Origin of the sequence: Actinosynnema sp. NPDC091369, assembly GCF_044757065.1 — a bacterium.
GTDB lineage: Bacteria > Actinomycetota > Actinomycetes > Mycobacteriales > Pseudonocardiaceae > Actinosynnema.
This window is the reverse complement of the sequence record NZ_JBIVUG010000002.1, coordinates 779,731-797,007: the sequence shown is the minus strand read 5'-3', so window position 1 is coordinate 797,007 and position 17,277 is coordinate 779,731. Positions and strand designations below refer to the sequence as shown.

The 17,277-nt window shown below is 74.2% G+C and carries 16 protein-coding genes; 6 read left to right on the top strand and 10 right to left on the bottom strand.

From position 1 onward, the window contains the following. Positions 1-178: 178 nt before the first annotated feature. The 4 genes from ACIQMJ_RS11725 to ACIQMJ_RS11710 all read right to left on the bottom strand — a co-directional run bounded on the left by ACIQMJ_RS11725 (position 179) and on the right by ACIQMJ_RS11710 (position 4,457). The gene (locus ACIQMJ_RS11725; protein WP_499760907.1) at positions 179-943 is read right to left on the bottom strand and encodes an SDR family NAD(P)-dependent oxidoreductase; all 765 of its coding nucleotides are present in this window, start codon (positions 941-943) and stop codon (positions 179-181) included. A gap of 34 nt (positions 944-977) precedes the next feature. Next, positions 978-2,639, bottom strand: a complete 1,662-nt coding sequence (locus ACIQMJ_RS11720) for a glycoside hydrolase family 99 protein (RefSeq protein WP_499760906.1) — start codon at positions 2,637-2,639, stop codon at positions 978-980. Between the two features lie 97 nt (positions 2,640-2,736). Continuing rightward, positions 2,737-3,576, bottom strand: a complete 840-nt coding sequence (locus ACIQMJ_RS11715; RefSeq protein ID WP_499760905.1) for an alpha/beta fold hydrolase — start codon at positions 3,574-3,576, stop codon at positions 2,737-2,739. After that, on the bottom strand, positions 3,573-4,457 hold the full coding sequence (locus ACIQMJ_RS11710; RefSeq protein ID WP_499760904.1) for a DMT family transporter: 885 nt from the start codon (positions 4,455-4,457) through the stop codon (positions 3,573-3,575). Before ACIQMJ_RS11710 ends, ACIQMJ_RS11715 begins: the two co-directional genes overlap by 4 nt. Before the next feature lie 70 nt (positions 4,458-4,527). Between ACIQMJ_RS11710 and ACIQMJ_RS11705 the strand changes: the two genes are divergently transcribed. From ACIQMJ_RS11705 to ACIQMJ_RS11695, 3 genes are read left to right on the top strand one after another with little or no spacing between them, the layout of a single operon-like run. Further along, complete coding sequence (locus tag ACIQMJ_RS11705) at positions 4,528-5,400, top strand: LysR family transcriptional regulator (RefSeq protein ID WP_499760903.1); 873 nt, start codon at positions 4,528-4,530, stop codon at positions 5,398-5,400. A gap of 45 nt (positions 5,401-5,445) precedes the next feature. Continuing rightward, on the top strand, positions 5,446-5,868 hold the full coding sequence (locus ACIQMJ_RS11700; RefSeq protein ID WP_499760902.1) for a DUF2243 domain-containing protein: 423 nt from the start codon (positions 5,446-5,448) through the stop codon (positions 5,866-5,868). Further along, positions 5,865-7,478, top strand: a complete 1,614-nt coding sequence (locus ACIQMJ_RS11695; RefSeq protein WP_499760901.1) for a RecQ family ATP-dependent DNA helicase — start codon at positions 5,865-5,867, stop codon at positions 7,476-7,478. The genes ACIQMJ_RS11700 and ACIQMJ_RS11695 overlap by 4 nt, the downstream gene beginning before the upstream one ends. Positions 7,479-7,516: 38 nt before the next feature. Here the strand turns inward: ACIQMJ_RS11695 and ACIQMJ_RS11690 are convergent, their stop codons facing one another. Continuing rightward, the gene (locus tag ACIQMJ_RS11690) at positions 7,517-8,524 is read right to left on the bottom strand and encodes a TerC family protein (RefSeq protein WP_499760900.1); all 1,008 of its coding nucleotides are present in this window, start codon (positions 8,522-8,524) and stop codon (positions 7,517-7,519) included. A gap of 75 nt (positions 8,525-8,599) precedes the next feature. Between ACIQMJ_RS11690 and ACIQMJ_RS11685 the strand changes: the two genes are divergently transcribed. From ACIQMJ_RS11685 to ACIQMJ_RS11675, 3 genes are all read left to right on the top strand, one after another. Continuing rightward, the gene (locus ACIQMJ_RS11685; RefSeq protein ID WP_499760899.1) at positions 8,600-8,941 is read left to right on the top strand and encodes a YidH family protein; all 342 of its coding nucleotides are present in this window, start codon (positions 8,600-8,602) and stop codon (positions 8,939-8,941) included. After that, positions 8,938-9,216, top strand: coding sequence for a DUF202 domain-containing protein (locus tag ACIQMJ_RS11680; protein ID WP_499760898.1), 279 nt, complete (start codon positions 8,938-8,940; stop codon positions 9,214-9,216). Before ACIQMJ_RS11685 ends, ACIQMJ_RS11680 begins: the two co-directional genes overlap by 4 nt. A gap of 71 nt (positions 9,217-9,287) precedes the next feature. Further along, complete coding sequence (locus ACIQMJ_RS11675) at positions 9,288-9,719, top strand: SSI family serine proteinase inhibitor (RefSeq protein ID WP_499760897.1); 432 nt, start codon at positions 9,288-9,290, stop codon at positions 9,717-9,719. 488 nt (positions 9,720-10,207) lie between these two features. On the opposite strand, the gene ACIQMJ_RS11670 is transcribed toward ACIQMJ_RS11675, so the two are convergent. From ACIQMJ_RS11670 to ACIQMJ_RS11650, 5 genes are all read right to left on the bottom strand, one after another. Next, entirely contained in the window at positions 10,208-10,411 is a 204-nt protein-coding gene (locus ACIQMJ_RS11670; protein WP_499760896.1) for a hypothetical protein, read from the bottom strand. 133 nt (positions 10,412-10,544) lie between these two features. Continuing rightward, a complete protein-coding gene (locus ACIQMJ_RS11665) occupies positions 10,545-13,841 on the bottom strand; it encodes a S8 family serine peptidase (RefSeq protein ID WP_499760895.1) in 3,297 nt (1,098 codons plus the stop codon). Positions 13,842-14,030: 189 nt separating this feature from the next. Next, entirely contained in the window at positions 14,031-14,711 is a 681-nt protein-coding gene (locus ACIQMJ_RS11660) for an SMI1/KNR4 family protein (protein ID WP_499760894.1), read from the bottom strand. Between the two features lie 44 nt (positions 14,712-14,755). After that, positions 14,756-16,771: a xanthine dehydrogenase family protein molybdopterin-binding subunit gene (locus ACIQMJ_RS11655; RefSeq protein ID WP_499760893.1), complete on the bottom strand. Its 2,016-nt coding sequence runs from the start codon at positions 16,769-16,771 to the stop codon at positions 14,756-14,758. Then, a complete protein-coding gene (locus tag ACIQMJ_RS11650) occupies positions 16,768-17,238 on the bottom strand; it encodes a (2Fe-2S)-binding protein (RefSeq protein ID WP_499760892.1) in 471 nt (156 codons plus the stop codon). The genes ACIQMJ_RS11655 and ACIQMJ_RS11650 overlap by 4 nt, the downstream gene beginning before the upstream one ends. Positions 17,239-17,277 lie beyond the last annotated feature (39 nt).

Below are 17,277 nucleotides of genomic sequence, written 5' to 3'. Positions count from 1 at the left end.
CGCCTCCCACCCGTCGGCCACCCAGTCGCCGGAGGCCGACCGCACGGGAGGCGCGACCCGGAACCCGGCCGACGCCGGCAGCGCGGCGAGCACGTCGGAACGCCACCGCGTCTCGGGTTCGAAGTCCACCGGCTCGAGGACCGGATCACCCGCGCGCCACGTGCCGCCCCGGCCGTGGTTAGTGCGGGAGCTTGACGCCGGTGAGGTCCGCGCACGCGTCGAGCAAGCGTTCTTGCACGTCGAGGTCGTACGCGGCGGGGTTGGCGCGCAGGTCCTCGCGCCACTTGAAGTAGCGGCCGGTGACGGTGGCGGCGGGCTCGTCGCTCGTGGCCAGCCACACCTGGGTGTCGGCGCCCTTCGGCAGCTCGTCGGTGGCGTTCGGGCCGCCCAGCTTGGTCTTGATCCAGCCCGGGTCGACGGCGTTGCTCAGCACGTCCGGCCACCGCCGGGCCACCGCGAACGCCAGGGCGACGTCGAGCAGCTTGGAGTCCGAGTACGCCTGCATGCCGTCCCACGGCCCGCGCTCGTGCTGCAGGTCGTCGAGGTCGGCCACGCCCTGCGCCTCCAGCCCCGAGGTCAGGTAGACCAACCGCCGCGGCCGGGGCATCAGGGCCGTGAGCAGGTACGGCGCCAGCACGTTGACCTGGAACAGCAGCTCCAGGCCGTCCTCGGTGACGGTCCGCTCCGGCAGCCCGCCGCCGAGGCCCGCGTTGTGGATCACCACGTCGAACGCCTCGGCGGCCGCCGCCACCTCCTTCGTGCGCGCGAGGGACGCGAGGTCCCCGACGAGCACACCGGCCGCGCCCGGCACCGCGGCCAGCGCGTCGGCGGCCCGCTCGTCGTTGCGCGCGTGCAGCACCACCCGGTGGCCCTGCGCGACGAGCGTCGCCGCCGTCTCCCGACCGATACCGTCCGCCGACCCCGTCACCAGAACGCTCACCATGCGCCGGAGCCTACCTTGGGAGCGCTCCCAGGGCTCAGCCCCAGACCTGCCACCGCGCGAGCTGCCCGGCCGGCCACCCGGTGTTCCCGCTGAACCGCAACCGCACGTGCCGCGCGCTCAGCCCGGCCGGCAGGGCGAGGGTGACCGTGTTGCCGGTGGCCGGGTCGAACACGTGCCCGGTCGCCGGCGACACCGTGGTGAACGCCGAGCCGTCCGCGCTCGCCTCCACCGCGATGGTCTGCGTGCGGCGGCCCCACGCCGGGTTCGGCGGCAGGCTCAGCACCATCCGGCGCGGCGCGGCCACCGCGCCGAGGTCGACCCCGATCCACTGCGGGAACACGCCGTTCGCGCTCTCCCAGTAGGTGTTGGGGTCGGCGTCGACCGCGAGGTGGCTGCCGTAGTGCTGGGTCTGGCTGCTCTGCGTGGTCGGCCGGCCCGCGGCCAGGTCGCGCTCGACCGGCGGGGTGTCGGTGAGCACCGGCTTGGTCGGGCGGACGGCGGTCAGCGCGAGCTGCCCCTTGAGCATCCGGCCGCCGTCGCCGGTGAGCCGCAGGTAGTAGTCCGACGAGCAGCGCGTGCCGTCCTCGTCCAGCGCCAGGAAACCGGAGCCGACCGGGATGCCCGCCTGCGTCTCCGGTGTCTTGGCGATCTGGTTGGCCTCGTTGTACTCGTCGAACATCGAGATGTAGATGCCCTGCGCGCCCAGCCGGACCATGTTGTAGAACTGCCGCCACATGAAGTCGCCGTGCGCGCGGTGCCGCCGCGCCAGGTCCCCGGGCAGCACGCACGGCTGGTAGTCGATGCCGAGCCGGTCGCACTCGGCCTGGTCCGGCGTGTTGACGTTGGTGTGGAAGTGGTCGGAGTCGGCGACGTTCCCGATCCGGCCGACCATCCACGGCGAGAGCATGTGGAAGCTGCGGTAGACGCCGCCGAAGTCGGGCCGCGAGTCCTCGACCTCCCGCCGCCAGTGGGTGGGCACGCCACCGATCAGGTAGACGCCCTGGCCCTTGAACCAGTCGACCACGTCCTGGCACTGCTGCGGGGTGAACGGGCGGCCGGGGTCGTTGAAGCCGAAACCCCAGACGCACACCACCGGCTTGCCGTTCTGCCGGGCGTACATGGGGGACGAGGTGTACGCGCGCATCTTGTTCGTCCAGTCGGCCTTGATCTCCGACTGCATGGTCGTCCAGTTCGTGACGTCGTACATGATGTAGAACTTCACGCCGTGCGCCTCGGCGGCCCGCCGCACGTGCGCGGTGACGGCGTCGCGGATCGGCCCCTCGCCGCCGGTCGGGTTGAACCGCTGGAGCGCGGCGGTGTCGCAGCCGTACTCGCGCATCCAGCGGAAGTGCACGTCCACGGTCTGGTAGTCGTGGTTGGAGAAGACCGTCGCCGGTTGGCCGTTGCCCAGCGCGCCGAACGCGGTCGGGTACTTCGTCGGGTAGTCGGTCATGTCCGGCCACGACTGGAGCGCGTGGTTGGTGGGCGACGGCGGCTCGCCCCAGTTGTCGCTCCAGTGCCACCAGCCGTTGAGCGGGGAGTTGTCGCCCCGGGCGGCGAACCAGCCCTGGTAGCCGACGGTGATCTTGCCGACCACGTCGCCCGGCGGACTGGCCGCGCCGGCGGGGGTCGAGGTGGCGGCCAGGGTGGAGACGGCCAGGGCCGACCCGAGAAACGTCCTGCGTGACAGGGACACCGCACGCTCCTTCGTTGGAGGGACGGCACCAGCATGCAAGAATCGAGCAGTACCTCGCAATAAGTTGACAAACCGGGATTCTCGGGTCGGACCGGGACTACGCCAGCTCGGCCAGGAGCGCCGCGGTCCGCGCCGGGCGGACCAGGAAGCCCATGTGGCTGGTGTCGAGCGTGCGCACGTCGAACGGGTTGTCCGGGAGCAGCGCGTCGGCCTCGCGGATGAACCGGTCCTGGAGCTCCACCGGCACCGAGCGGTCCTGCGCGAGCCGGACGTAGGTGTGCGGCAGGCGCGCCCAGGCGTCCGGGTCGACGCGGTCGTCGCCGCCGTCCAGGCTCTCGTCCGGCTCCAGGGTGTTCAGCGCGGCCAGGAACTCCGCGTCCGTGCCGTCGGCCAGCATCGCGGTCTTGAGCTTGGCCAGCAGGTCCGGGTCGGCGGTGCGCCAGTTCATCCGCAGCACGCCCAGCGCGGCCGGGTCGCCCGCGAGCAGGCCCGCCCCGAGGTCGTTGAGCACGCTCGACGCCCACTCCGGCTCCTGCATGTACCCGCCGGCGGTCAGGTCGACGCAGCACCACGCGGACACGTACACGACGCGGTGCAGCAGCTCGGGCACGGCGTTCGCCACCCCGGTCACGGTCATCCCGCCCCGGCTGTGCCCGACCAGCACCACGGGCCCGTGCTCGCCCGCCCGCCGCACGACGTCGATCACGTGGGCGACGTTGTCGGCGTGGGTCGCGCCCCGCAACCCGGCCGGCGCGGAGGCCAGCGCGGCCCCGTCCTGGGGCGCTTGGTAGGACGCGGAGAACGTGGCGTCGAAGCCGTGTCCGGGCAGGTCGACGGCGAGCGCCCGGTGACCGAGCAGGGCGAGTTCGCGCAGCACGGGGGAGTAGTGGAACGAGTTGCTGTTGGAGCCCGGGACGAAGACGAAGATCGCGTTCATGCAGAGATCTTCACATTCGGCCGGGACCGGGCCAGCAGCACGCCGCCGATCACGATCACGCCGCCGACCGGCGTGGTCCACCCCACGGGCTCGCCGAGCATGACCGCGCCGACCGCCGTCGACCACAGCGGGGTGACGTAGGTGACGGTGGACGCCGCCGCCGGTCCGGCCGCCCGGATCACGTCCAGGTTGAGCACGTACGCCAGGCCCGTGCCCGCCGCGCCGAGCACCACCAGCGCCACCGCCGCCGACATCCCCGGCCACGACGGCACACCGCCCAACGCGGGCGCGACCACGGCCAGTTGCAGCGTCGCGCACGTGATCTGCACGGCCGACAACGCGCCGGCGCTGTGGTCGCCACCGGAGAAGAACCGGCGGGTGTAGGCGAACCCCGCGCCGTAGCAAGTGGTCGCGGCCAGGCAGGCGAGGCTGCCTTCGAGGGCGTCGCCGGCCAACCCGCGCCACGCGTTCAGCACCACGAGCACGCCGGTGAAGCCGATGAGCAGCCCGGCCACCCGCGTCCGGGTCATCCGCTCGCTCGGCACCACCAGCAGCACGAACACCAGCGTGGTCAACGGCGTGGTGGCGTTGAGGACACCCGCCAGCACCGAGCTGACCCGGGTCTCGCCGTGCGCGAGCAGCGTGAACGGCACCGCGTTGAGCAGCGCCGCGACCACCGCCGCGTGACCCCACGTGCGCCGGTCCCGCGGCACGGCCGCGCCCTGCGCCAGGCAGATCGCCCCCAGCGTGAGCGCGCCGAACAGGCAGCGGGACAACGCCACCCACACCGGCGGCACGCCCGCGTCCACCGCCACCTTGATCAACGCGAAGCTGCCGCCCCAGATCGCGGACAGCAGGACGAACTTCCCGGACGTCTGCACCGGGCGAGGATCACCCGGCCTGCGATGATGAGTCCAACAAGTGGTGTCCGCCTACCCATGAGAGTTGTTCATGGCACTGAACCTCCCGCAGCTCCGCGCGTTCCTCGCCGTGGTGGACGAGGGCGGCTTCGGCACGGCCGCCGAGGCGTTGGGCGTCACGCAGTCGGCCGTGTCGCACGCCGTGGCCGCGCTCGAACGCACCCTCGGCCACCCGGTGCTGGTCCGGCGCGGCACACCCCGGCCGACCGCGTTCGGCGCGGAGGTCGTGGCGCACGCGCGGGTCGCGGTGGCCGCCTCGGTGGCGATCACGGACCTGGCCGCGCGGCACGGCGGCGCGGCCCGGGGCACGATCAAGCTGGCCGCGCCGCCCACCGTGTGCCAGGGGCTGCTGCCGGACCTAATGGCCCGGTGGGAGGCGGAGTTCCCGCACGTGCGGGTGCGGGTGTTCGAGGGCGAGGACGACGAGGTCGCCGAGTGGCTGGCCAACGGCACGGTGGAGATGGCCGTGGTGGTCGACCCGCCACCCGGCCGGGGCGTGCCGGTGGGCGAGGACGCGTTCCACGCCTTGGTGCGCACCGACCACCCGTTGGCCGGGGTGGGCGAGGTGCACGTGGCGGACCTGGCCGACGACCCGTTCCTGCTGTCGTGCGGCGGGTGCGAGCGGCACGTGCGGCAGGTGCACTCGGGCCTGCCGTTCGACCCGCTGCACCGGGTGCGTGAGCTGGGCACGCTGCTGGCGATGGTGCGGGCCGGTGTCGGCGTCTCGATCGTGCCGGGCCTGGTGGCGTCGATGCTGCCGGCGGGGCTCACGCTGGTGCCGGTGCGGCCGAGGGTGGTGCGCCGGCTGGTGGTGAGCGGCCCGCCGGGACGCGAGTGGCACCCCGCGGTGGCCGCCCTGATCGACTCCGTCGCCGACCGGGGTGACGACCGTGCCCGGGTGTGACGACGGGCCGAGTTTGAGCCGGGCCGCGCGGGCAACTCCCGGGCCATGACGAGAGGCGCGCGAGCGGCGCTGGTGCTCGGCTCGGGGATCGGTGGGTTCGTGGACGGCATCGTCATCCACCAGCTCCTGGGCTGGCACCACATGCTGTCCGGCTGGTACCCGGACGACCTGCACCGCAACATGGTCGGGGACGGGCTGTTCCACCTGCTGTGCCTGGTGCTCGTGCTCACCGGGGTGGCGCTGCTCCAGCGCGCGGGCGCGGTGGCCGGGCGCGTGCTCTGGGGCGGGGTGCTGGCCGGATGGGGCCTGTTCAACCTGGTCGAAGGGGTGGTGGACCACCTGGTGCTGGGCGTGCACCACGTCCGCACCGGGCCGCACGAACTGGCCTACGACCTCGCGTTCCTCGTGTTCGGCGCGGCGCTGGTCGTGTCCGGCCGGCTGGTGGCGCGGGAGCGGGTGGTTCGGTGAGCGCGGTGCGGGAGCGGCTGCGCGAGGCCGCCGGGGACGTGTTCGGGTGGGCGGAGCTGCGGGACGAGCAGATCGACGCCATGGAGCAGGTGCTGGCCGGGCGGGACGTGTTCGTCGTGCTGCCCACCGGCGCGGGCAAGTCGGCGGTCTACCAGGTGCCCGGCGTGCTGCTGGACGGGCTGGTCGTCGTCGTGTCGCCGTTGATCGCGTTGCAGCGCGACCAGGTCACCGCGCTGCGGGAGAACGGCGCGCCGCCCGCCGCGCTGGTCAACTCCGCCCAGTCCGATGTGGACAACGAGGCGACGTGGGAGGCGGTCGCGCGCGGCGAGGTGCGGTACCTGTTCCTCTCGCCCGAGCAGCTGGCCAGGCCGGACGTGCTGGACCGGGTGGGCGAACCCGCGTTGTTCGTGGTGGACGAGGCGCACTGCGTGTCCGCGTGGGGCCACGACTTCCGGCCCGACTACCTGCGGCTGAGCGCGGCCGTGGAGAAGCTCGGCCGACCGCCCGTGCTCGCCCTCACCGCCACGGCGGGCACGACCGTGCGCGAGGACGTGATCACCCACCTGGGCATGCGCGACCCGGTCGTGGTGGCCGTCGGGTTCGACCGGCCCAACCTGGCGCTGGAGGTGCGCGCGTTCGTCGAGGACGACCACAAGCGGCGCGCGGTGCTCGACTGGGTGCGGGACGCGCCGAAACCCGGGCTGGTGTACGTGGCCACCCGCAAGGACGCCCAGCGGTACGCGGAGGAGCTGACCGCCGCCGGTGTGCGCGCCGAGCCCTTCCACGCCGGGATGAAGGCCGCCGAACGGGAACGCGTGCAGGACGCGTTCATGCGCGACGAGGTCGAGGTCGTGGTGGCCACCTCGGCGTTCGGCATGGGCATCGACAAGCCGGACGTGCGGTTCGTCGCGCACGCCTCCGCGCCCGGCTCGCTGGACGCCTACTACCAGGAGATCGGCCGGGCCGGGCGGGACGGCGAACCCGCCGACGCGGTGCTGTTCTACCGGTCGCAGGACCTGGGGTTGCAGCGGTTCCTCCAGTCCCGGCACATCGACCGGGACGCGCTGGCGACCCTCGCCGAGGCCGTGCGCGAGCACCCGGGGCTGCGGGTCACCGAGCTGGCCCGGGAGCTGGGCCAGTCGCGCCGCAAGGTCACCTCCGGGGTGAACCTGCTGGAACGGGTCGACGCCGTGGAGGTGGCGAAGTCCCGGTTCCGGCTGGTGGTCGAGCCCGACCGGGCGGCCGACCTGGCCGTGGCGGAGGCGGAGCGGCTGCAACGCCTGGACAAGTCGCGGATCGAGGTGCTGCGGGCGTACGCGGAGACCAGGGCGTGCCGGCGGCAGCACCTGCTCGGGTACTTCGGCGAAGTGCTGGAACGGGCCTGCGGCCACTGCGACACCTGCGAACGGGGTGAGGCCGGCACCGGCGTGTCGGCCAACCCCGAGTACCCGGCGCAGTCGCGCGTCCACCACACCGAGTTCGGCGCCGGCACGGTGGTGCAGAGCGAGTCCGACCGGCTCACCGTGCTGTTCGAGGAGGTCGGCTACAAGACGCTGTCGCTGGAAGCGGTACACGCCGCCGACGTCCTCGGTCGGCACCCGGACAGGTGAGGTCCGCCGTCACCGCTCAGGGTCGCGGTCCTCGGCCGTCACCGCTCAGGGTCGCGCTCCTCGGTCGGGCGCGCACGCAGCGACCCGGCGTGCGCCCTGGCCGACGGGTCGCGCCGGGTCTTGACCAGGCTGGCCACCGTCACCACCGCCAGCACCACCACGATCACGCCGAGGCTGACCGCGGTCGGCACCTCGGGCACCCGCTCGTCCACCGAGACGTGCGCCCAGTGCAGGATCAGCTTCACGCCGATGAACGCCAGGATCAGCGAGAGCCCGGCCGACAGGTACACCAGCCGGTCGAGCAGGCCCTTGACCAGGAAGAACAACGCTCGCAGGCCGAGCAGGGCGAACGCGTTCGCGGTGAAGACGATGTAGGGCTCCTCGGTCACGCCGAACACCGCGGGGATCGAGTCCAGCGCGAACAGCAGGTCCACGCCGCCGATCGCCACCAGCACGACGAACAGCGGCGTGGCCGCCCGCCTGCCGTCGACCCGGGTGAAGATCCTGCCGCCGACGTACTCGTCGGTGATCGGCAGGAGTCGCCGCGCGGTCTTCACCACCACGTTGTCCTCGATGTCCGGGTCCTGGTCGCGGTGCCGGAACAGCTGCACCGCCGTGTAGATCAGCAGCACGCCGAACAGCAGGAACATGAACGTGAACAGCGCCAGCAGGGCCGCCCCGACCGCGATGAACAGCGCCCGCATGAGCAGCGCCAGCACGATGCCGAAGGTCAGCACCTTGTGCTGGTGCTCCTCCGGCACCGCGAACGTGGTCATGATGAGCACGAAGACGAACAGGTTGTCGACCGACAGGCTCTTCTCGACGATGTAGCCCGCGAAGTACTCCGCGCCGAACCCGCCTCCGTGCGCGGACCAGAACCAGATGCCGAACCCGATGGCGACCAGGACGTAGAAGACCGACCACAGAGCCGACTCGCGGAACCCGACGCGGTGCGGTCGCGCGGTGGCGAGGACCAGGTCCACGGCCAGCAGGAGCACGATGAAGCCGATCGTGACCGTCCACGTCAGACCGCTGAGATGCAGCATGCGTCCACAATAGAGCGTGGAGGTCGGGTCGGCCGGGGGCGTAGTCTGCGCCGTGGTGCCGACGGGGGAGGGTCGATGGACGCCGAGCCGGACCGGGAGCCGGACTACCGGTTCACGCTGGCCAACGAGCGGACGTTCCTGGCGTGGATCCGCACGGCACTGGGCCTGCTGGCGGGCGGCGTCGCGGTGGGGCAGGTCGTGCCGCCGTTCGGGGTGCCCGGCGCGACCGCGGCGCTGAGCCTGCTGTGCCTCGGGCTGGCGGCGGTCCTGGCGGCGACGAGCTACCCGAGGTGGCGGGCGGTGCAGCGGGCCATGCGCGCCGGCCGGCCCCTGCCGTCGAGCCGGGTGGTGCTCGTGCTCGCCCTGGGGGTGCTGGTGGTGGCGCTGACGGCGGCCGTCCTGGTGGTCGTGGGGTGAGCGGACCGCGTGACCCCGGGTTGCAGCCCGAGCGGACCGACCTGGCGTGGCGGCGCACGGCGCTCAGCGCGGCGGCGTGCTCGGTGTTCCTGCTGCACACCGCGGCCCGCGCCGGGTGGGGCCTCCGGGTCGCGCCGGGGGTGCTGGTCGCGGTGGTCGCCGTGGTGGCGGCGTGGGCCGGCGGCCGACCGCGCGACCGAGGTCCGGGTCGCCTGCCGTGGGTGGTCGGGGCCCTGGTCACCGCGTCGTGCGTGGCGGCGGCGCTGGTGTGGTGAGGTCCACCGCGCGGTCAGTCCACTGTGGACAGGTGGTGTACTGGTGGGGCACCGCCGCTCCCGGATTCCCCGTGATCACCGCAGATCAGTTGGAGGAGACCACCGTGCCCGTCACCAGGTTGACCCGTGGCCTGCTGCCCGCGCTGGCCGTCGCGACCGCCCTCGGCGGCCTGCTCGCGCCCGCCGCGACCGCGGCCCCGACCACCGACCTCACCATCTCCGTGGCCGACCCGCTCGCGCCGGTCGCCCGGGAGTACCGCCTCACCTGCGACCCCGACGGCGGCACGCACCCGCGGCCGGAGGCGGCCTGCGACGCGATCCGCAAGTCGCCGGGCGCCATCGAGCCGCCGCCGCCGACCTCGCACTGCTACGACCGCGTGTACGGCCCGCAGCGCGCCAAGGCGTCCGGCCTGCTGTTCGGCGTCGAGGTCGCGGCGACGTTCAGCCGGGTGAACTCCTGCGAGGAGGACCGCTGGCAGGCGTGGCTGCCGGTCTGGGGCTGACTCCGCCCGCCCGGGTCCGCCGCCCGGGTTCACCCCGTCGGGGGCCGTTCGTCACCCTGAGGTCCGGCCCCGGTGTTTCGGCGTGCGGTGCGGCCCCGCTCGCCGAGCATGGACCGCATGGCCCGGACCCACCTGCTCGGAGTCGTCGGCGCGACGGCGCTGCTCGCGGTCGTCGCGCTGCGCGGCGTCGGTGTCGCGGACCCGCTGCCCGGCGGGCTCGGACCGTGCCTCGGCGCGCAGTGCCCGCCCGAGTTCCCGCCCGTGCACAACGGCGGGTTCGCCGGGCGGGACGAGGCGGTGAACGTCTTCGTCGGCGGTGACTTCCTCGTGCGGCAGAGCGCGGCCGAGGCCGAGGGGCGGGTCGTCGTGGGCGGCGACTTCGACCTGGCCGGCGCGTCCGGCGGCCAGCAGGGGCTGGTGTTCGAGGGCATCCCGGACGGTGCGACCGTGCTGGTGAACCTGGTGGGCGCGGCCCGCCGGATCGTCACCTACACCGGAGACCTGCCCGCGTGCGCGATCCCCACGACGACCACGACCACGACCACTGCCACCGCCACGACGACCACCGCCACCGCCACGACCGGGCCGACCGGCACCACCACCGCCGGAACGACCACGTCGACCACCGACGCCATCGCCACACCGTCCACCACGACCCACGCCGGCGGGGAGCACGACGTCCTGGCCGGCACCGGCGCGAACGTCGGCCCGGCCGTGCTGACCGCCGGACTGCTGCTGGTCGCGGCACCACGACGGTGGTCCTGGTCGCCCGCAGGCGGCGGGGCTGATGCCCCGGACCGGTGGCCCGGGGCACCAGCGCCGGCCCTACTGCCGGGTGATCTTGTAAGCGCGGATCACCGTGTGCTCGAACGTGTTGCCGTCGCTGTCCGTGCCGGACGCGCGCAAGGACGCGTAACCGGCCGCGTCGGGGTGCCGCACCAGCGCCGCCCCGCCGGCGACCGGCACCCGCCGCCAGCTCGTGCCGTCGTCGAACGACACGTCGACCCGGACCTGGCCCACCTCGCCGTTGTCCGCGCCGTCCTGCTGCTCCACGGTCAGCGGCACGCTCAGCACCCGGCCGGCCGGTGCGGCGCCGGAGGCGTCGAGCCGGGGGGTGAACCGCACCACCGACAGCGGCAGCCGCCGGCCCTGGCCGTCCGGCAGGGTCGCCAGGTCGAACGTCCACGCGCCGCTGACCCGCGTGGTCAGCTCGTGCGCCGCCGGGTCGCGGACGAGGTCGTGCTCGACCCGGTAGCGGCCCGCGCCCTCCGGCACGGTGAACTCGCCCCACTGGTCGCGCACCTGGCCGACCAGCCGCCCGTCCCGGTACACCGAGGTGCGCGCCGACGCGTAGTCGCCGCGGCCGAGGTTGCCGTCCCGGTCGTTGATCAGCGGCACCTGCGCGGTCACGCGGTCCTCGTGCAGGCCGAGGTAGGTGGCCGAGTACCCGGCCAGGCCCGGCCCGAGCACCGGGTACACGAACCGCTCGTCGTACCGCTCGCCCAGCCGGTACCGGCGGTTGAACGACGAGTAGTCGGCCTCGGTCCGGTACTGCGGCGATAGCCGCTGGAAGCCCCAGCTCCAGGTGAGCTGGTCGGGGGTGATCCGGTCGACCACCGCGCCGCCCGAGGGCACCGGCAGGCCCACCGACCAGCCGCCCGAGCCGTCCGGCGGGCTCGCGTTGCCGCTGTGCAGGTACTGGCGGTCAGCCGGTCCGGGCGCGAACGAGGTCCGCACCTCGGTCAGCTCGCCGAGCGCGGGTGCGCGGGTGAACCCGGTGGGCACCGCGCCCTGCGCCATCCAGCGGAACCGGTAGTGCGTCGGCGTCCCGTCGACCGGCGGGCTCTGGAACTGCGCGCCGAACGAGACGGTCAACTCCTGGTCGGTCAGGGTGGGGCCGACGTGGCCGATCGCCATGTCGCCGTAGCCGCCGATGAACGCGGTGTTCAGCACGACGCGCCGGCCGTTGAGCAGCCGGGAGACGTTGATGTCGCCGATCATCGGCGTCGCGGTCGGGTCGGGCGCGGTGACGCTCAGCGGCCTGGCCACCCGCGCGTCGAAGGTGTACCGGGTGTGGTCGGCGTCGACGGTCAGCGTCGGCCGGGCCAGCACCCAGGTCTTGGGCCAGCTGCGGATGACCGTGCGCGCCATGTACTCGCCCTTGGGCACACGTGCGGTCGCCGTGCCGTCCGGGCCGTACAAGGTCTCGTAGACGTCGTTGTCCATGCCGACGAGCGCGGTCGAGTTGTCCAGCGCCGGGTTGCCGTCGGCGTCGACGTGCTCCAGCGCGATGTCGTAGCTCTCGACCTCGCGGGCGAGGCTGACCGGGACGCGCGTCGGCCCGCCGACCAGCACGCCGGAGAAGACGCCGTCCACGTCGCCGACCCTGGTGTCCGCGGTGACCGCGACCGCGGCCGTGCCGCCGGCGGGCACCGTGACGTGCGCCGGGTCCACCGTGATCAGGCCGGCGGGCGGGGTGCCGCGCGGGCCGCGCAGTTCGGCGGTGAGGTCGAAGCTGACCGGCTCCGGGCCGCTGTTGCGGTAGGTGACGGTCCTGGTGACCGGGGCGTCGTCGTGGTGCGGCCACCGCTGCTCTTCGAACGTCACGCTGACCGGTTCCGCCCCGACGGTGGCCGTGATCGCGCGGGTCAGGTCGACCCGGCCCGCGCCCTGCTCGAACACGCCCAGCGCCGGGTTCGGCTTGGCCGACGCCATCAGCGCGGCCTTGAGCTGGGCCCCGGTCCAGTCCGGGTGCCGCTGGGCGAGCAGCGCCGCCGCGCCCGCGACGTGCGGGGTGGCCATCGAGGTGCCGGACAGGGCCGTGTGCCGCCGGCCGACCGGTGTGCCGAGCACGCCCTCGGCGGCCTTCGCGGCGACGATGTTCACGCCGGGCGCGGTGATGTCGGGCTTCACCGCGTCGTCGCCGTTGCGGGGACCGCGGCTGGAGAAGTGGGCGAGGTCGTCGTCGTGCCGGACCGCGCCGACGGTGAGCGCGGCGTCCGCGCTGCCGGGCGAGTCGATCGACTTCGACCGGCCGCCGTTGCCCGCCGCGACGACGAACAGCGTGCCGGTCTTGGCGGACAGCTGGTTGATCGCGTCCTCCAGCGGGTCGACGCCGGGGGAGTCGTAGCCGCCGAGGCTGAGGTTGACGACGTCGGCGCCCTCGTCCACGGCCCACTGCACGCCCGCCAGGATCGCCGACTCGGGGCAGCCGTTGAGGCCGCACACCTTGCCGTCGAGGATGCGGGCGTCGGGCGCGACACCCCGGTAGGTCCGGTCTCCACTGGCGATGGTGGCGGCGACGTGCGTGCCGTGGCCCGTCCGGTCGACGGCGTCGGGCTCGTCGGTGAAGTTGCGCTCGCCGACCTCCTTGCCGCGCAGGTCGGGGTGCCCGCCGTCGACACCGCCGTCGAGCACGGCCACCTTCACGCCCTTGCCGGTCAGGCCGGACCGCCACGCGGTCGGCGCGCCGATCTGGGCGGTCGAGCGGTCGAGGGTGGGCCGGAGCACGGCGTCCAGCCAGACCTTGGTCACGCCGGGGTCGGCGAGCAGGTCCCGGAACGTGGCGGCGGCGTCGGCCTTGGGCGCTCGCACGGCCAGCGCGCCGGGCAGGGCACGGGCGGAGCGCAGGCCGGTGGTGGGCGTGCCGGTGACGATCAGCGGCACGTGGTCGCTGCGGGCGTCGTCGTAGCCGGCTTCGACCAGGCCGGTCACGTCGAACAGGCGCGGGTCGAGCTTGCCCGAGGCGACGCCCTTGAGCGCGTCCTCGGGGACGACGCTGAGCCGACCGTCGCGGTGGGTGGACTGGAAGGTGATCCGGTCGCGACCGGGTGCGGGCTGGAACGACCCGACCGCCTCGCCCGCCACCACGACCCGGTCCCCGGTGACGAGGGTGACGGTGCGCGGTCGCGGATCGGCCGCCGACGAGGTGGCGGAACCGGTCGCCGCGAACCCGGAACCGGTTGCGGCGGAACCGGAACCGGTCGCCGCCTGCTGGGCACCGGCCACGGCGGCTGATTTCGCGTCGGTCGCGCCGGCCACGCCGGTGGCCGGCGCGGAGAGCAGGCCCGCCGCGACTAGGAGCGCTCCCAGAGCTCTGCCGCGCTTTCGTGGTCTGAACACACGTACCTCCCGAATCCGGCGCGCGTGGATCGCGCGCTCCGGGGGCGTCGCAGACCCGCGGTGGCGGTGGACCGGAAGTGACGAAGCCCCCAACGGCCTCGACGCTAGCCATCCCGGCCCCGCGCGGTCAGCGTCTGTTGGCAGGGTGTTCGGCCACCCGAATGCACCATCGGCGGCTCGTGCGCGTGGTCACCGCAGGGCTTCGCCGGCCTCCACCTGCGCGATGAACGCCTCGGCGTCCGACGCCACCACGACGGCCTCGTGCCCCTCGACGTCCAGCACCAGCACGGGAGCCGGGTCGAGGGTCAGGTCGAACGCGATCCGCCCGCCCGAGCCGTCGTCACCGACGATCGCGAGCCCAGGGCGCCCGCCCTCCAGCGTCTCCATTGGCGGGTGGAGGGTGACGACCGCGTCACCGAGCCGCCCGCTGCGCCACCACGACCCGCCCTGGAGGTAACGCCGCCACGCGGCCGGCAGCGGACGTCCCAGCCGCGCCCGCGCCCGGTCGAACTCGACGTCCGCGACCGGCCCCCGGTACTCGGCCTCGCACACGATCTCGCCGACGATGTGGGCGTTGAACTCCGCCAGGTCCTCGGCGGGCACCCAGTGCTCCAGCACGTCACGCCCACCGGCCTGCCGGACGGGGTAGCGGGCGAGGAAGTCGCGCCGCACGCCGAACCGCGTCACGAACCCGACCCCGCCCGCGGGCACGTTCCACTCGCGCGCGATCTTCGTGGCGTACCAGCGGTTCGTCACCGGGTAGAAGATCGGCTGGTCGGGCAGCCGGGGCGGCCAGGCACGCCACCGCGCCTCCGCCACGAGGTCCAGCTCCGCCCGCCCGGTCGGTCGCCACAGGTCCACCACGTCCATGCGCAGAGACTAGGTGGATCTCCGCGCCGCACCACCGGATTTCGTCAGCCCACCTCGACACCCACCGGCATGCCGACGACCGGCCGCCCGGTGGCTGACGCGATGGCCGCCGCCGCGGGCGGGTAGGCCAGCTCGCCCAGGCCGCCGATCGGCGCGTCCGACGGCACCAGCACCACGTCGACGTCCGGCGCCTGGTCGATGCGCGCCCACGCGTAGTCCCGGAACGACGACTGCACGACCCGCCCGTCCCGCACCGTGATCTGCGCGCCCGACACGGTCGACAGCGCGTCCATCACGCCGCCCTCGACCTGCGCCCGCACCCCGGACGGGTGCAGGACGGGTCCGACGTCCACGGCCGCCGTGACGCGGCGGACCCGGCCGTCGGAGCTGTCGGCGATCACCGCGATCACCGAGCCGTAGTCGTCGTGGCACGCCACACCCCGGGTCGCGCCGGGCGGCAGCGCGCCCGCCCGGGACGCCGCCGCGTCCAGCGCCCGCCGCAGCCGCGAGTCGGCGGGCAGCAACCGCCGCCGCAGCTCCACCTGGTCGAGCCCGGCGCGGTGGCCCAGTTCGGACAGGAAGCACTCCTCGGCGTACTGGAAGTGCCCGGCGTAGACGGCGCGCCAGAACCCGGTGCGCAGCGGCGCGTCACGCAGCACCACGTCCACCTGACCCGGAACGGTGTACGGGAAGTGGTCGCCGCTGGCCTTCACGATCGCCGGGTTGTTGAAGAACGGGAAGATGTTCAGGGGCCAGGTGGCGACCCCGTGGGCCCGCCACGTCGGCACGCCGTCGGCGTCGACCACCGCGGCCAGCCGGTGCACCGACATCGGCCGGTACGAGTCGTGCCGCATGTCGTCGTCCCGGGTCCACACCACGCTCACCGGAGCGCCGGCCACCCGCGAGCAGGCGACGGCCTCCAGCACCGGGTCGGGCTCGATGCGCCGGCCGAACGCGCCACCGGCCAGCGTCGCCTCGACCCGGACGGCCGCCTGGTCCAGCCCCAGCTGCCCGGCCAGCAGCGCCCGCAGCGTGCCGGGGTCCTGCGTCGGCGCCCACACGGTCAGCCCGGTGTCGGTGAGGTGCGCCGTGGCGTTCATCGGCTCCATGGGCGCGTGCGCCAGCAGCGGCAGCTCGTAGGTCGCCTCGAAGGCGATCGGGCCGGGCGCGGTCGGCACGGCGGGCAGCGCCGTCCCCAGGTCGGCGAGCCACTGCCTGCTGTCCGCGGTCGGTGTGCCGCCGCGCCAGGTCACGCGCAACGCCTCGCGCCCGCGCAGCGCCTCCGGCGTCGACCGCGCGATCACCGCCACCCCGCCCTGGCCGGACGTGGTCGGGTCGAGGGCCGTGACGGCGACGACGCCCGGCACCGCCCGCGCGGCGCCGTCGTCGACCGAGTCGACCACCGCGCCGATCCACGGCGGGCGGAGCACGACGGCGACCAGCGCGCCCGGTGGCCGGGTGTCGATGCCGTACCGGGCCTTGCCGGTGACGATCGCCTTGGCGTCCACGCGGCCCGCCCGGGTGCGGCCCAGCAGCCGCCACCGCTCCGGCGGGGTCAGCGCCACCGGCACGGTCGCCGGGTCCAGCGCCGCCGCGTCCCGAACCAGGCTCCCGTACCGCAGCACGCGCCGCCCGTGGCGGACCGCGCCGTCGCGCGCCGCGCACTCCTCGACCGGCACGCCCCACCGCCGCGCGGCGGCCGTCACCAGCAGGCACCGGGCGGTCGCGGCGGCGCGGCGGATCGGCTCGCCGAGCTGTCGGGCGGAGAACGAGTTGCCGACGCCCTGCGACCCGAACCGGGCCGTGTCGCCGTGCGCCTGCTCCACCCGGACGTCACCGGGACCGACCACCAGCTCCTCGGCGACCAGCAGCGCGACCATCGTCCGCACGCCCTGACCGGAGTCCGGTTTGGGCGCGGTCGCGGTGATGCGGCCGTGCTCGTCCAACCGGACGAAGACGTTGGGCGCGAACTCGTCGGCCGCCCGCGCCGAACCGGGCAGCGCCACGGGCACCGACACGACCAGGACCCCGCCCAGGAACGCACGCCTGCTGATGGTCACCGCTCGCCCCGCTTCAGCCGGGCGGCCCGGCGCACGGCCGCCCGCACCCGCGTGTAGGTGCCGCAGCGGCACACGTTGTCGCGCAGCGCCGCGTCGATCGCGGCGTCGTCCGGGTCGGGGTTGGCCGCCAGCAGCGCGACCGTCGCCATGATCTGGCCGGGCTGGCAGTAGCCGCACTGGGCGACGTCCAGCTCCAGCCAGGCGCGCTGCACCGGGTGGTCGCCGTCCTCGGACAGCCCCTCGATGGTGGTGATGCGCTTGCCCTGCGCCTCGCTGACGGGCGTGACGCACGGCCGTGCGGCCTGACCGTCCACAAGGGACGTGCAGGCGCCGCACGCGCCGACACCGCAGCCGTACTTGGGGCCGAGCAGGCCGAGCTGTTCCCGCAACGCCCACAGCAGCGGCGTCTGCGCGGGCAGGTCCACCTCGCGCCGCTCGCCGTTGACGTGCAACCGGTACCGCCCCACCGCGGCCTCCTCCACGTTCGGCTGCCCTCATCGTGGTGG